Annotated in this window: 14 protein-coding genes and 1 tRNA gene; 3 read left to right on the forward strand and 12 right to left on the reverse strand. The window is 64.3% G+C overall.

What is annotated here, in order from left to right; genetic code table 11:
* Positions 1–301: 301 nt before the first annotated feature.
* The 12 genes from rpoN to ACK4TE_RS15345 all read right to left on the reverse strand — a co-directional run bounded on the left by rpoN (position 302) and on the right by ACK4TE_RS15345 (position 8,979).
* Complete coding sequence (gene rpoN, locus ACK4TE_RS15290; protein ID WP_409912401.1) at positions 302–1,771, reverse strand: RNA polymerase factor sigma-54; 1,470 nt, start codon at positions 1,769–1,771, stop codon at positions 302–304.
* Between the two features lie 17 nt (positions 1,772–1,788).
* A complete protein-coding gene (lptB, locus tag ACK4TE_RS15295) occupies positions 1,789–2,523 on the reverse strand; it encodes an LPS export ABC transporter ATP-binding protein (protein WP_409912402.1) in 735 nt (244 codons plus the stop codon).
* Between the two features lie 89 nt (positions 2,524–2,612).
* Positions 2,613–3,149: an LptA/OstA family protein gene (locus ACK4TE_RS15300; protein WP_409912403.1), complete on the reverse strand. Its 537-nt coding sequence runs from the start codon at positions 3,147–3,149 to the stop codon at positions 2,613–2,615.
* Positions 3,136–3,810 (reverse strand): LPS export ABC transporter periplasmic protein LptC, encoded by a 675-nt coding sequence (lptC, locus tag ACK4TE_RS15305; protein WP_409912404.1) that lies wholly within the window; start codon positions 3,808–3,810, stop codon positions 3,136–3,138. The genes ACK4TE_RS15300 and lptC overlap by 14 nt, the downstream gene beginning before the upstream one ends.
* 86 nt (positions 3,811–3,896) lie before the next feature.
* Positions 3,897–4,511: a ribonuclease D gene (locus tag ACK4TE_RS15310; protein ID WP_409912405.1), complete on the reverse strand. Its 615-nt coding sequence runs from the start codon at positions 4,509–4,511 to the stop codon at positions 3,897–3,899.
* Between the two features lie 49 nt (positions 4,512–4,560).
* Positions 4,561–5,025 carry a YaiI/YqxD family protein gene (locus ACK4TE_RS15315; protein ID WP_409912406.1) on the reverse strand — a complete coding sequence of 155 codons (465 nt, stop codon included), beginning with the start codon at positions 5,023–5,025 and terminating at the stop codon, positions 4,561–4,563.
* A 14-nt stretch (positions 5,026–5,039) separates the two neighbouring features.
* Positions 5,040–5,456 (reverse strand): hypothetical protein, encoded by a 417-nt coding sequence (locus ACK4TE_RS15320; RefSeq protein WP_409912407.1) that lies wholly within the window; start codon positions 5,454–5,456, stop codon positions 5,040–5,042.
* 69 nt (positions 5,457–5,525) lie between these two features.
* Positions 5,526–6,554: an SO2930 family diheme c-type cytochrome gene (locus tag ACK4TE_RS15325; RefSeq protein WP_409912408.1), complete on the reverse strand. Its 1,029-nt coding sequence runs from the start codon at positions 6,552–6,554 to the stop codon at positions 5,526–5,528.
* 6 nt (positions 6,555–6,560) lie between these two features.
* Positions 6,561–7,808 carry a parallel beta-helix domain-containing protein gene (locus ACK4TE_RS15330; RefSeq protein ID WP_409912409.1) on the reverse strand — a complete coding sequence of 416 codons (1,248 nt, stop codon included), beginning with the start codon at positions 7,806–7,808 and terminating at the stop codon, positions 6,561–6,563.
* A gap of 80 nt (positions 7,809–7,888) precedes the next feature.
* Positions 7,889–8,140, reverse strand: coding sequence for a DUF1150 family protein (locus ACK4TE_RS15335; protein ID WP_409912410.1), 252 nt, complete (start codon positions 8,138–8,140; stop codon positions 7,889–7,891).
* Between the two features lie 189 nt (positions 8,141–8,329).
* A tRNA-Ala gene (locus ACK4TE_RS15340) sits at positions 8,330–8,405 on the reverse strand.
* A 52-nt stretch (positions 8,406–8,457) separates the two neighbouring features.
* Positions 8,458–8,979 carry a TIGR02300 family protein gene (locus tag ACK4TE_RS15345; protein ID WP_409912411.1) on the reverse strand — a complete coding sequence of 174 codons (522 nt, stop codon included), beginning with the start codon at positions 8,977–8,979 and terminating at the stop codon, positions 8,458–8,460.
* 123 nt (positions 8,980–9,102) lie between these two features.
* Between ACK4TE_RS15345 and aroA the strand changes: the two genes are divergently transcribed.
* From aroA to ACK4TE_RS15360, 3 genes are read left to right on the forward strand one after another with little or no spacing between them, the layout of a single operon-like run.
* Entirely contained in the window at positions 9,103–10,428 is a 1,326-nt protein-coding gene (aroA, locus tag ACK4TE_RS15350; RefSeq protein ID WP_409912412.1) for a 3-phosphoshikimate 1-carboxyvinyltransferase, read from the forward strand.
* A 56-nt stretch (positions 10,429–10,484) separates the two neighbouring features.
* Positions 10,485–11,567, forward strand: coding sequence for an NADH:flavin oxidoreductase (locus tag ACK4TE_RS15355; RefSeq protein ID WP_409912413.1), 1,083 nt, complete (start codon positions 10,485–10,487; stop codon positions 11,565–11,567).
* A 39-nt stretch (positions 11,568–11,606) separates the two neighbouring features.
* Positions 11,607–12,389, forward strand: coding sequence for an SDR family oxidoreductase (locus ACK4TE_RS15360; protein ID WP_409912414.1), 783 nt, complete (start codon positions 11,607–11,609; stop codon positions 12,387–12,389).
* The last annotated feature ends 7 nt before the right edge of the window (positions 12,390–12,396 follow it).

Below are 12,396 nucleotides of genomic sequence, written 5' to 3' on the forward strand. Positions count from 1 at the left end.
ACACATCCTAGATTCCTGTCATCCCGGCGAACGCCGGGCCCCAGCGCCCCAGTCGCTGCCGCCAAGTAGCTCATCCTGAGCGAAGTCGAAGGATGGGCATGTGCCGAAGTGCTGGTGAGCCTGTCCATCCTTCGACTTCGCTCAGGATGAGCTGCGAAATCACAGAGAAACAGAACCGGCCGGCCCCCGCCGCTCCGGACGCACGCGCTGCGCTCAAGGCCTGATGCCCCACGAGCAAAGCGAAGGCGCAGGCGCCGCGGGCTTCAGCCCGCGAACAGCGCCGAGCAAAACTCAAATGCCCCTACCCCGCCTTGCCCATACGCCGGCGTTGCACGCTCGAGGGGATGTTCAGGCTCTCGCGGTATTTCGCCACCGTGCGGCGGGCAATATCGATTCCGAAGCCAGTGAGAATTTCGACGATCTGGTCATCGGAGAGCACGTCCTCTGCCGACTCCTCATCGATCAGCTGCTTGATCCGATGACGGACGGCTTCCGCGGAATGCGCCTCGCCGCCGCCGGTTGCGGGGATCGCGGCAGAGAAGAAATATTTCAGCTCGAACAGGCCGCGCGGGGTCGACATGTATTTGTTCGTCGTCACGCGGCTGACAGTCGATTCGTGCATCTCGATCGCGTCCGCCACCTGTTTCAGGTTCAGCGGCCGAAGGTGTGCCACGCCGTGCGCAAAAAACCCGTCCTGCTGGCGTACGATCTCGCTCGCCACTTTCAGGATCGTGCGCGCGCGCTGGTCGAGCGACTTGATCAGCCAGGTCGCCGACGCGGCGCATTCTGAGATGAATTCCTTCTCCTTGTCGCGCATCGGCAGCGCCGTGACTTCCGCATAATACGCCTTGTCCATCAGCACACGCGGCAGCGTGTCGGAATTCAACTCCACCGCATACATGCCATTCGGCAGCTCACGGACATAAACATCCGGCGCCACGGCAACGGTCGTATCGCTCGAAAATCCCGCGCCCGGTTTCGGCGAAAGCTGGCGCAGTTCCAGCAGCATGTCCTGGATATCAGCCTTGTCGACACCGCAGACATCCATCAGCTGCTTGATGTCATGCTTGGCGACAAGATGCAGATTGTCCAGCATCGCCTGCATCGCCGGGTCCAGCCGTCCGCGATCTTTCAGTTGCAGGGCAAGGCATTCCGGAATCGAGCGCGCCATCACACCGGTCGGGTCGAAACCCTGGCAGACGCCGAGCACGGCTTCCACATTCGCAATGTCCGCACCCAGAGCTTCGGCAATATCGACGATCGGCGCGCGCAGGTATCCGGTCTCGTCCGTCTCGTCGATCAGGCGCGCGGCGATGAGACGGTCGGCGTCCGACAGGCCGGCGAAGTTCAGCTGCGCATGCAGGTGTTCCTGCAGCGTCACATCGCTGGAAACGTTGGCGGTATAATCGAAATCCTCGGAGGCCTGACCACTGCTTGCGGTCGACCAGTCGGTCTTCGCCGAAGGGCCGGACGCATTCGCCGGCAGCGCGGCGTCCGAACCGGTGCCAGGCTCGTAAACGTCCTCACCCGGAGCATCCAGCTGGTCGCGCGCCTCGGCGCCGTCATCGCGGCTCTCGCGCTCGATCGTCTCCGACGGCGCCGGGCCTTCGTCCTCGACCTTCTGCAAGAGCGGATTGCGCTCCAGTTCGGCCTCGACGAATTCGGCAAGTTCCTGGTTCGACAGCTGCAACAACTTGATCGCCTGCTGAAGCTGCGGCGTCATCACCAGGGACTGGCCCTGGCGCATGTCGAGTGAATGTTTCATGGCCATTGGCCGCGCCCCCTGAATCAAGCGGCGAACTGCTCACCCAGATAAACCCTGCGCACGTCTTCGTTCCGCAGCACGTCTTCCGGCGTGCCGTTGAAGAGGACCGCGCCATCATACATCACATAGGCCCGGTCGACGATCTGCAGCGTCTCGCGGACCTGGTGGTCCGTGATAAGAACGCCGAGGCCGCGCTGCTTGAGGAAGCGGACAAGGTCGGAAATGTCGGAGATGGCGAGCGGGTCGATGCCGGTGAACGGTTCGTCCAGCAACATGAAGCTCGGACGAGACGCGAGCGCGCGTGCAATCTCCACCCGCCGCCGTTCACCGCCCGAAAGGGAAGTTGCCGGCTGCTTGCGGAGGTGTTCCACGTGCAGTTCGCTGAGCAGGCCATCGACCTGGGCCAGGCAGGCAGCGGAGTCTTTTTCGACCAGTTCCGCAACTGCCATGACGTTTTCTTCTACACTCATGCCCCGGAAGATCGAGGCCTCCTGGGGCAGGTAACCCACGCCGAGGCGCGCCCGCTGGTACATCGGCAGGCGGGTGACATCCTCGCCATCGATGGAGATCGCGCCGGAATCGGCCCCGATCAGTCCCATGATCATGTAGAAACAGGTGGTCTTGCCGGCCCCGTTGGGTCCAAGCAGGCCGACAACTTCGCCGCGCGCAAGGGAAAGGGACACGTCGCGGACGACCTGGCGCTTGCCAAAAGACTTGGCAAGATTGCTGACTACCAGGCCTTCGGCCGCTTCATTCATCCGTTTTCCATCCTGTGTGCGGGCTCTTTCCGGCCCGGATGAACCCTAACAGGGCATACTTAAGATCGGTTTCACCAACCTGTTCAAATTCACTGAGTCTGGCCGGGCTGGGTCGACGGATCGATGACCATCCGGGTACGGCCATTGCCGCCTTCCAGCGTTGTCCGGCGGTTCTTGACCTCCATTCTCAGGGTCTGGCCCTCGGCCACGTCGCGCTCGCGCATCAGGGCGACATTGCCGGTCATGGTGATTGTATCGGTGGCGAGTTCGTAAACGCCGCGGTCACCTTTGGCCTTGATCTCGGGGGTAACGTAATAAACGTTGCCTTCGGCGACGATGTTCTCGATCTGGCCGAAACCGCCCATGATGCTGCTGCCGGAGGCATTGCCGCCGCTGGCCCGGGGCGCGAACAGCACGGTCACCCGGTCGGCCCGCAGGCGCGCCGTTCCCTGCTGGATGTCGACATTGCCGACCAGAAGCACCTTGCGCTCATTCTCGAGGCTCTCGGTGCGCGCCGAATTGATGTAGATCGGCCCACCCTCGGACGAAATCTGCGCGGCGGCCGGAAGGGCGGCGAAGACAAGGCCGAGACCCAGAACAATGCCAGCGGCTTTACGGAGTGCCATCGGGCTCACTTTCAGTCGTTGCGGCCTCATCGGCCGGTTGAGGATAGATCACGGTCGTCACATTGCCTTCAAAGACAATGCGGTTGCCGCCGTCGAGAATTTCATACGAGTCCGCCCTGATATCGCCAAGGGGTCCCTTGCCTTCCAGAGGTGACAATCCCTCCACCCGGTCCTCGCCCAGGATCAGGCGGGCGCCGCGGCTGAGGAAGGAATAGCCGGCCGCATCGGTGATGTTGACGGCCTCGTAAAGCTCGAGGATGCCCTTCTCCCGGTCATAGAAGCCGGTCGGCGCTTTCAGCTCCGAGCCCTTGGCATCGCGCATCACCGGATTGACGAGATCGACCACCCCATCCTCAGCCCGGCGGCGCTGGGCGGCTTCGGCGGTGATCGTGAAGATCTCGCCGGCAGAATCGCGGCCCGTGAAACGCGGATTGATCATCGTCACCGCTTCCTCGTCATTGATACGGGGCGGATCTGTTTCCTGGGTTAGCGCGCTGCGGATCACGAAGCCCATGAACAGGCCGATGGCCACCGCGGCGGCGCCGACGAAGACATAGCGCAGGTATTTCACCCGCTGCGACCGGCGGCGCGCCTGCGCCAGGGTCAGCTGGCGGCGCGGGGCCCAGAGCGTGGCCGGGTCGTGATGAAGGCTGGCGTCCATTCGGCGGCTTGGCCTGATCCTGCGATGCGTTCAGGCGATATGCTTACCCGCGATGGGGCCGGAGTGAAAGCGCAGGCTACAGGCGCTCAGCTGTGCGCGAAGATGTCTTCCTCGCCCCATCCGGCAAGGTCGAGTTCGGCGCGGGTCGGCAGGAAGGCGAAGCAGGCTTCGGCGAGCCCCAGCCGGCCTTCGCGCGCCAGCATGGCCTCGAGGCCCGCCTTGATCTGGTGGAGGTAGAGCACATCCGAAGCGGCATACTGGATCTGGGCGTCGGTCAGCTTCTCGGCGCCCCAGTCGGAGCTTTGCTGCGCTTTCGACATGTCGATCCCGGCCACTTCGCGGGCGACATCCTTCAGGCCGTGCTTGTCGGTATAAGTGCGGGCGAGACGCGAGGCGATCTTGGTGCACCAGATCGGGGAAACCGTAATCCCCATCCAGCGGCGCATCATGGCAATATCGAACCGGGCGAAGTGGAACAGCTTCACGACCTTCGGATCGACCATCAGCGCCTTCAGGTTCGGGCAATCGAAATCGCGGCCGAGCTGCACGATATGGGCGGTTCCGTCGCCGGCAGACAGCTGCACGAGCGTGAGATAATCCCGCTGCGGATTAAGGCCCATCGCCTCGGTATCGACGGCAACGACGGAGCCGAAGCTGAGGCCAGCCGGCAGGTCGCCCTTGTGCAGCGTGATCTGGTTCATGCCCGGCCCATAGCACGGCGCCCGTTAAGGGCAAGTGTCCGCGTGCGGTCTAATTCGCCGCCCGCTTCAGCGCCACCAGCGCCGTATCAAGGGCGGACAGGAAGCGCGACCGGTCGGCTTTCGAGAAGGGCGCAGGACCTCCGGCCCCGATTCCGGCAACCCCGACACGCAGGTCAGCCATGATCGCGCGGCTCGCGAGCGCGCCCCCGATCGAGTCCGGCGTGAAGGGTTTGCCGTTGTGCGCGAGCACTTTCGCGCCGGCCTTCAGGCAGCGATCAGCCAGCGGAATATCCGCCGTGACGACAAGCGACGCAGCGTTCGCTTCTCCGGCAATCCAGTCATCGGCGGCATCGAACCCGTCACTGACAATCTTGCGCGTGATCAGCGAATGTTCCGGAATACGGATATAACTGTTCGCAACGATCACCACCGGCACCCCAAGGCGAAACGCGACCTTGTAGATCTCATCTTTCACCGGGCAGGCATCGGCATCGACGAGAATGCGAGGGGTCATGGCGCAGCCTCCTGTCAGGGCGAGGGCACCGCCTCCTCGGCGCGCCGCGTGGCGACCCATATCATGAGGAAATCGCGTCCGTGCGACAAGGTCTGGCCTTCGATCTTGCCGTCCACGAGGCGGCCTGAATGACTGTAGAGCGCATCGCCATCCGTGGTGACACTGCCAAAGGCGAGCGTATTGCCCCGCAGGGAATATTCCCCTTCCAGGAAATCCGACTGGTAGAAGGACCCGGTCACCTTGTTCGGCGGTGCAGCCGCCAGCACCATAATGGTGGAACTCGGCGGCTCGGTCGCCGACCAGAACAACGTAACGTCCCAGGTGCCATCAAGATCGCTGGCCGTAAGGACAGGCGCCGGAGGCGCAGCGGGCGCAACCGGTGTGGCGCAGGCCGCGAGCAGAAGGGCGGCGAGCGGGTACAGGCATTTCATGTGGGATATCTCCGGGCCAAGTGCGCGTTCCGGAAGATCAACTAGTCTCCGGGCTGAGACCGGCAAGCCTCAACGCGGTTCCATCTCCGCGATCCAGTCGCGCACCAGCGCCAGACCGTCCGGGTCCGGAACACTTCGCCCGAGCTCCGGCATCGCCACGCCGGGCTCGACCGAGGCCAGCCGGAACGCGAGGATCGAGCTTTCGGGATCACCTGGCACAATGATCTGCAAGAGGTTCCCCGCCCCGCGCCCCGCTGCCACCGGACGCTTGCCGATACCAATTTTCACAGGGTCCGTTTCCAGCGCCGACAGGATGAGCCCCGAGTTCGACGCCGACCCGTTCGGCTTATGGCAATGCGCGCAGTTGATATCAAGCCAGGCGCGGGCCCGCGCCTCGACGGGGAGCGACACATCAAACGCCGCCGGCTCCGACGGCAGATGAACCGGGAGCGGACCGATCACACCCTTCGCTGACAGCGCATCGAGCTGGCCGTGATGGCTCAGGTGCCGCGCCTTGAGGCCGATCGGCTGTATGTCGCGCCCGGACTGGTGGCACGTCTTGCACTGGTTCTGGTTCGGCACCGCATAGGCAATCGAGATCGCTTCGCCCGCCGGGCTGATTGTCTCGATGGTCCGGCGCGCGCCGACGGGCGCATACTCCGCTTCCGTCTGCTCCGCATTCCACACATAAGGATAGGCCGCCCAGCCGTCGGCCTTGTGGATGAGAAGCCGCGTCTCGACACGGTAGGCCCCTTCCTCCGGCGTGCGCATGTCCGGCGCGAAGCGGAACGTCTTCACCAGAACGGTTCCAATCGGAAAGCCGAAAACCTCCGTATCATGATAATCCGCAGTCTCGCCTGCGGGAACGAAGACGAACCGATCCTTCGCCGCATGGTCAGAGAAGAGGGGATTGACGAGCGTGTAGGGCTCCACCCGCGCCGACGGAGCGGCTGTCGCCATATCCTCGAACAAGCCATAGGCCGACAGTTTCGCCGCCGGCGCCTCCGCCAGGATCACGCCCATGTCCGGCCCCGGCGCCTTCGCCTGCCCGCACGCGGACAGGAGGCCGGCAAGGGCGATGGACAGGGCAAGACGCATGGGCAACTACTTCAGCTGGGGCAGCACAATCGCGGCAGGCTCCGCCGGCGGCGCCGAGGCCACCGGACGCTCCGGCGACGGACGAAGGGCGGCCGGGTCGAGCGGATAGGCACCCACGCCGAAATTCAGGAAGCCGATCTCCGGCGCTTCGCCGATCACCAGGTTCACATCCTGAGGCGCCGCGCCCGGCCAGCTGGTGACACCGTCCCAGACGATGGGCGGCAGCGCACCGCCAATCGCCTGCGCCAGCGGCGCGAGCATGCCTTGCGGATCATTGCCGCCGGCGCCGTAAGTATTGCCGCGCACCACGATCTCGCGCGGCAGTGGATTGTACGAAGCATCCGTGAACGGAAGGCTGTAGGCCGAGATCAGCACCTGCGCCGAGCGGTTATTGTCGAACGTGTTGCCGTAGATGTGCACGTTGCGGTTGGCCATGATGATGACGCCGGTGCCGGACGGCACGCTGGCGACGATATTGCCTTCCGGCGCAAAGTTGCGCGTATTGTTGGCCAGGATCTGGTTGTTGAAGATACGCGTGGAATTTCCGTCGCCCACCGGAAGGTCAGGCAGGTCGAACACGAGGATGCCGCCAGTATTGTTGCGGGCGATGTTGCCATACACATCCGCGCCGGTGGAGTTCTCGATCTCGATGCCCGCGACGTTGAACTCGACAATCGAATTGCGCACGACAATGTTCGAGGACTGGCCGACATAGATGCCGGCGTCAGATGCGCCGCGTACGGTGACATTCTCCACCAGAACATCGCGCGATTCGACTGGATAGACGCCGTATGCGCCGTTCGTCTCCTTCGGCTCGCCGGTCCATTCGACCGTGAGATAGCGATAGGTGATGCGGTCTGCGCCTTTCGACTTGATGCCGTCGCCTTTGGTATTGCGCACGGCGAAGTCCATCAGCGTCACATCATCGGACGTGACCAGCAGGCCTTCGCCTGCGCCGGCCTGGTTCGTGAAGTCGAGGATCGTCTTGTCCTGCCCTGCCCCGCGCACGGTAACGCCGCCGACATCCAGCGAGAGCGGATCGGTGAGCGTGAAGGTGCCTTCCGGCAGAACGATCGTGTCGCCATTCTTCGCCGCAATCAGCGCCGCTTGCAGGTTCGATCCGAAATCACCCTCGGTCGAAACCGGCGGCGGCAGTTGGGGAATGCCCGGCCCGGCCCGCTGCTCGACGGATTGGCCGCAGGCAACAATGGCCAGCACGAGAGGCGCCGCGAGCGCGAGACGCATCAGTTTCATGGAACTCCTCCCCGGATCAGAATGACGCGAGTGTCATCTTCTCTCAGGGGAAAAGCAAGATCGGCCGGCTGTGCGCCGGATCAGTGAACGCTGAGCGGCTTCAGGTCGTTGGCAAGCGCGGCGGCGATGGCGGCCTCGCGGCCCTCCACGATCGCCAGGCTGCGGCCGTCGGCAGCGGTGACCACGAACAGGTCGTCCGGATCGCCGACATCGTCGAGCGCGTCGGGCGGCAGCATGGCCCGGATCTCGCCCTCGTCCAGATGGCGGATGTAGACAAAGGCGTCGCCTTCGAAGGGGTTCGATTTCACAGTCGATTTCAGGCCGGTCGTCATGGGTCCACTCCTTTCCGCGCTCCCTTGGGATGCGCTGGCAGGCGGGGGCTCTGCCATGAGGGAAAGGTGGGCTCCGATTGTGTCCGGTTCAAGCACCGGCCTGCGGCATTCGCGCGGCAAGGGCTGACAAAGGTGTTCAGGCAGGCGAAATGCCCGTTTTTTGACGCGGATGCCTGAAAACAAGGGTCCTGGTGGAGCCAAGGGGAGTCGAACCCCTGACCTCTTGCATGCCATGCAAGCGCTCTCCCAACTGAGCTATGGCCCCGGACCGGGAAGCGGGAGGATTAGTCTCAGCCTCCCGCGCTTTCAAGCCCTATTTACCGTTCGTCTTCGTCTTCTTCGTCGATTTCAAGGTCGTCATCGCCGTCCTCGTCGTCGATTTCGAATTCCTCATCATCATCGTCCGCGATCAGGATTTCGTCATCATCGTCATCGTCGCCGTCTTCGGAGAAGCCGCCCGCCACCTTGCCGGCTGCAGGCTCTTCTTCCTCATCGTCTGCGCCTTCGAGGATGACATCATCTTCCTCGCCGTCGAGTTCCTTGGCGACTTCCTCGTCTTCCTCGTCCTCGACCTCGGCCTCGGCGGCCTCGTCATCCTCATCATCCCGGATGACGGCGTCTTCCTCTTCCTCGGCCTCTTCCTCGTCCTCATCCACTGCTTTAACGGCGGCGCGGGCGGCCTTGGCCTTCACCTTGGTGATAGTGGTGCGGATCACTTCGTCTTCGGGATCGAACTCGTTGCCGCATTTCGGGCAGACTGCCGGGCGCTTGTTGAGGTCGTAAAAACGGGCTTCACAGGACGGGCAGACCTGTTTGGTGCCGAGCTTGTCCTTGGCCATATGGCGGCTCCTTCTGAGGGGATGGTCCGATTTTGAACTGGCGCGGCGCTTGCCATGAACGCCCGGCGCTGTCAAAGCCCCAATTGAAGTACCAATCCCTCAATCATTCAGAGCCTTCCTCCCATGGTCTGGACCAGCCGACCCGTCCGTCGCCTCAGCGGCGCCATCCGCGCACCTGGCGACAAATCCTGCAGCCACCGCGCCCTGATCTTCGGCGGCCTCGCCAGCGGCACTAGCCGGTTTACCGGCCTCCTCGAAGGCGATGACGTGATCCGCACCGGCGCGGCCATGCAGGCGCTCGGCGCCACCGTCACCCGCACCGGGCCGGGCGCCTGGGAAGTGACCGGGGTCGGCCCCAAGGGGCTTACCTCACCGGCGGCACCGCTCGATTTCGGCAATTCGGGCACCGGCTCGCGCCTGATGATGGGCGTGATGGCCGGGTTCGACCTGACCGCGGAGCTGTGCGGCGACGCCTCACTCTCCTCGCGCCCGATGAACCGGGTGCTGAAGCCCCTGCGCGAGATGGGCCTGAGGGACACCGCCGGACCGGACGGGCGCCTTCCCTTTGCGCTGACAGGGTCCAAAGCGCTGACAGCAATCCGCTACGCCCCGCCGCAGGCGAGTGCGCAGGTGAAATCCGCCGTGCTGCTCGCCGGCCTCAACGCTGTGGGCACGACCGTTGTGGTCGAGGCCAAACCGACCCGCGACCATACAGAGCGGATGCTGCAGGGATTCGGCGCCAAACTCGGCTTCTCAACCCGCCCAGGCACCGGCGAGATGGAAATCTCTATTGCCGGCAAGCAACCCCTGCACGCCCTCGACGCCGCCATTCCGGGCGACCCGTCCTCGGCCGCTTTCCTGATCGCCGCCGGCATTCTCTCGCCGCAGGGCGATGTGATGGTCGAAGGCGTGATGTCGAACCCGACCCGCTCCGGCTTCTATGATGTCGCAAACCTGATGGGCGCCCATCTCGGCGCCGAAGAACGCGGCGAGGCCGCCGGCGAGCGCCTGATCGACCTGCACGCGGGCTATGCCGGCCTCCGCGGCATCGCTGTGCCGGAACGCCTCGTCGCCTCGATGATCGACGAGTTCCCCATCCTCGCCGTGCTCGCCGCCTTCGCCGCCGGCGAAACACGCGTCACCGGCGCCGACGAGCTGCGCGTCAAGGAGAGCGACCGGATCAAGGCCATCGTCGCCATGCTGCGCGTCAATGGCGTCAAGGTCGAGGAGACCGAAGACGGCTTCATCGTTCAGGGCTGCGCCGGCCCGGTTCCCGGCGGCGGCCTCGTCGCCACCCACCATGACCACCGTATCGCGATGAGCGCGCTGGTGATGGGCACAGCCGCGCAGAAGCCGGTGAGCGTCGACGACATCACCATGATCGACACGAGCTATCCGGAATTCCTGGGGCACATGCAGACGCTGGGGGCGGATGTCAGGGAGGTGTGAGCCTCTTACCCCACGGCAGAATTGACGCCGCGCGCGCCCGCGCCATTGTGCCTGGCATGACATCGCTCCACTCCCCCCTTTCCCTCGCCCGCGGCCCCGCATGGAAGAACCGTTTCATGCTCGCCCCGCTGACTAACCTGCAGAGCCATGCCGACGGCGTGCTCAGCGATGACGAATTCCGCTGGCTTGTGAAGCGCGCCGAGGGCGGCTTTGGCCTGACGATGAGCTGCGCGGCGCATGTGCAGGCGAAGGGTCAGGGTTTTCCCGGCCAGCTCGGCATCTTCGCCGACAAGCACCTGCCCGGCCTCTCCCGCCTCGCCGCCGCGCTCAATAAAAATGGCACGCACTCCGTCGTGCAGCTGCACCATGCCGGCATGCGCTCACCTGCAGAGCTGATCGGCGAGGCACCTCACTGCCCCTCCGCCAATGACGAGTTCAAGGCCCGCGCGATGAGCCTCGATGAAGTGAAAGCTTCGCGCGATGCCTTCATCGCCGCCGCAAGGCGCGCAGAGAAAGCCGGCTTCCACGGCGTGGAACTGCACGGCGCGCATGGCTACCTGATCTGCCAGTTCCTTTCCGCCGAGGTCAATCAGCGGACGGACGAATACGGCGGCAGCTTCGAGAACCGCGCGCGATTCCTCTATGAATGTATCGAGGGCGTGCGCGCGCAGTGCGGACCGGACTTTTCCCTCGGCGTGCGCCTGTCGCCGGAACGCTTCGGCATGGACATGACCGAGATCATCGCCCTCGCCGGCGCGCTGCTGAAGGATGACCGGATCGACTATCTCGACATGTCACTCTGGGACAGTTTCAAGGAGCCGGTGGACGCCACTTTCAAGGGCAAGACGCTGGTCGAACATTTCGGCGCCTTGCCGCGCGGGCGAACTCGCCTCGGCGCGGCCGGCAAGATCCTCACCGGCAGCGATTGCCAGCGCGCAATGGACGCGGGGCTCGATTATGTCGTCATCGGGCGGGGCGCGATCCTGCATCATGATTTCCCGCAGAAGGTCGCCGCCGATCCGGCCTTCACGCCCATCGCCCTGCCCGTGCCGGAAGCGCACCTGAAGGCCGAAGGGCTCGGCCCCGCTTTCCTCACCTACATGAAAACCTGGAAGGGCTTCGTCGCAGAGCCCGCCTGACATCATCCGCCAACTGACAAAACACCAAGGGAGACAACAATGCAGATCACCAAAGACACCGCCGCCATCGTCACTGGAGGCGCCTCGGGCCTCGGCCAGGCCACCGCCCGCGCCCTCGCCAAGGCCGGCGCGAAGGTCGCCATCTTCGACATCAACGCCGAAGCCGGCGAAGCGACCGCCAAGGAAATCGGCGGCATCTTCTGCAACGTCAACATCATGAGCGAGGAGAGCTGCGTCGAGGGCTTCGAAAAGGCCCGCAAGGCGCATGGGCAGGAACGCATCACGGTGCACTGCGCGATGGCAGCGAAAGGCGGCAAGACGCTGAGCTGGGACAAGGAAAACGCGAAGTACAAGCGCCTGCCTACGGCGGACTATGCCTTCGGCGCCGAAGGCGTGCTGGTGGCCTCCTACCGGATCGCCTCGCTGTCGGCGGAAGGCATGGCCTACCTGCCGGAACTGGAAGACGGCGAGCGTGGCTGCATCACGCTGACGGCATCTGTCGCGGCGCAGGACGGCCAGATCGGACAGGTCGTGTACGGATCATGCAAGGCGGGCGTCAACGGCCTCGTCCTGCCGATGGCGCGCGACCTGATGGACCTTGGCATCCGCGTCAACTCGATCATGCCGGGCATCTTTGCGACGCCCCTGATGCTGCGCGCCTCCGACAAGGTGCTGAACTCGCTGGCAGCCTCGGTGCCCTTCCCGAAACGCCTCGGCAAGCCGGAAGAATATGCCTCGCTGGCGCTGCAACTGGCCACGAACAGCTATTTCAACGGCCAGTGCATCCGGCTCGACGGAGGAATCCGCATGGCGCCGCGTTAAAGCTGCG

The organism is Hyphomonas sp., from assembly GCF_046313975.1.
GTDB lineage: Bacteria > Pseudomonadota > Alphaproteobacteria > Caulobacterales > Hyphomonadaceae > Hyphomonas.

What these genes read in the sequence shown, in the direction of transcription:
- rpoN (WP_409912401.1), bottom strand. Translation starts at nt 1,771, where the DNA reads ATGGCCATGAAACATTCACTCGACATGCGCCAGGGCCAGTCCCTGGTG.
- lptB (WP_409912402.1), bottom strand. Translation starts at nt 2,523, where the DNA reads ATGAATGAAGCGGCCGAAGGCCTGGTAGTCAGCAATCTTGCCAAGTCT.
- ACK4TE_RS15300 (WP_409912403.1), bottom strand. Translation starts at nt 3,149, where the DNA reads ATGGCACTCCGTAAAGCCGCTGGCATTGTTCTGGGTCTCGGCCTTGTC.
- lptC (WP_409912404.1), bottom strand. Translation starts at nt 3,810, where the DNA reads ATGGACGCCAGCCTTCATCACGACCCGGCCACGCTCTGGGCCCCGCGC.
- ACK4TE_RS15310 (WP_409912405.1), bottom strand. Translation starts at nt 4,511, where the DNA reads ATGAACCAGATCACGCTGCACAAGGGCGACCTGCCGGCTGGCCTCAGC.
- ACK4TE_RS15315 (WP_409912406.1), bottom strand. Translation starts at nt 5,025, where the DNA reads ATGACCCCTCGCATTCTCGTCGATGCCGATGCCTGCCCGGTGAAAGAT.
- ACK4TE_RS15320 (WP_409912407.1), bottom strand. Translation starts at nt 5,456, where the DNA reads ATGAAATGCCTGTACCCGCTCGCCGCCCTTCTGCTCGCGGCCTGCGCC.
- ACK4TE_RS15325 (WP_409912408.1), bottom strand. Translation starts at nt 6,554, where the DNA reads ATGCGTCTTGCCCTGTCCATCGCCCTTGCCGGCCTCCTGTCCGCGTGC.
- ACK4TE_RS15330 (WP_409912409.1), bottom strand. Translation starts at nt 7,808, where the DNA reads ATGAAACTGATGCGTCTCGCGCTCGCGGCGCCTCTCGTGCTGGCCATT.
- ACK4TE_RS15335 (WP_409912410.1), bottom strand. Translation starts at nt 8,140, where the DNA reads ATGACGACCGGCCTGAAATCGACTGTGAAATCGAACCCCTTCGAAGGC.
- ACK4TE_RS15345 (WP_409912411.1), bottom strand. Translation starts at nt 8,979, where the DNA reads ATGGCCAAGGACAAGCTCGGCACCAAACAGGTCTGCCCGTCCTGTGAA.
- aroA (WP_409912412.1), top strand. Translation starts at nt 9,103, where the DNA reads ATGGTCTGGACCAGCCGACCCGTCCGTCGCCTCAGCGGCGCCATCCGC.
- ACK4TE_RS15355 (WP_409912413.1), top strand. Translation starts at nt 10,485, where the DNA reads ATGACATCGCTCCACTCCCCCCTTTCCCTCGCCCGCGGCCCCGCATGG.
- ACK4TE_RS15360 (WP_409912414.1), top strand. Translation starts at nt 11,607, where the DNA reads ATGCAGATCACCAAAGACACCGCCGCCATCGTCACTGGAGGCGCCTCG.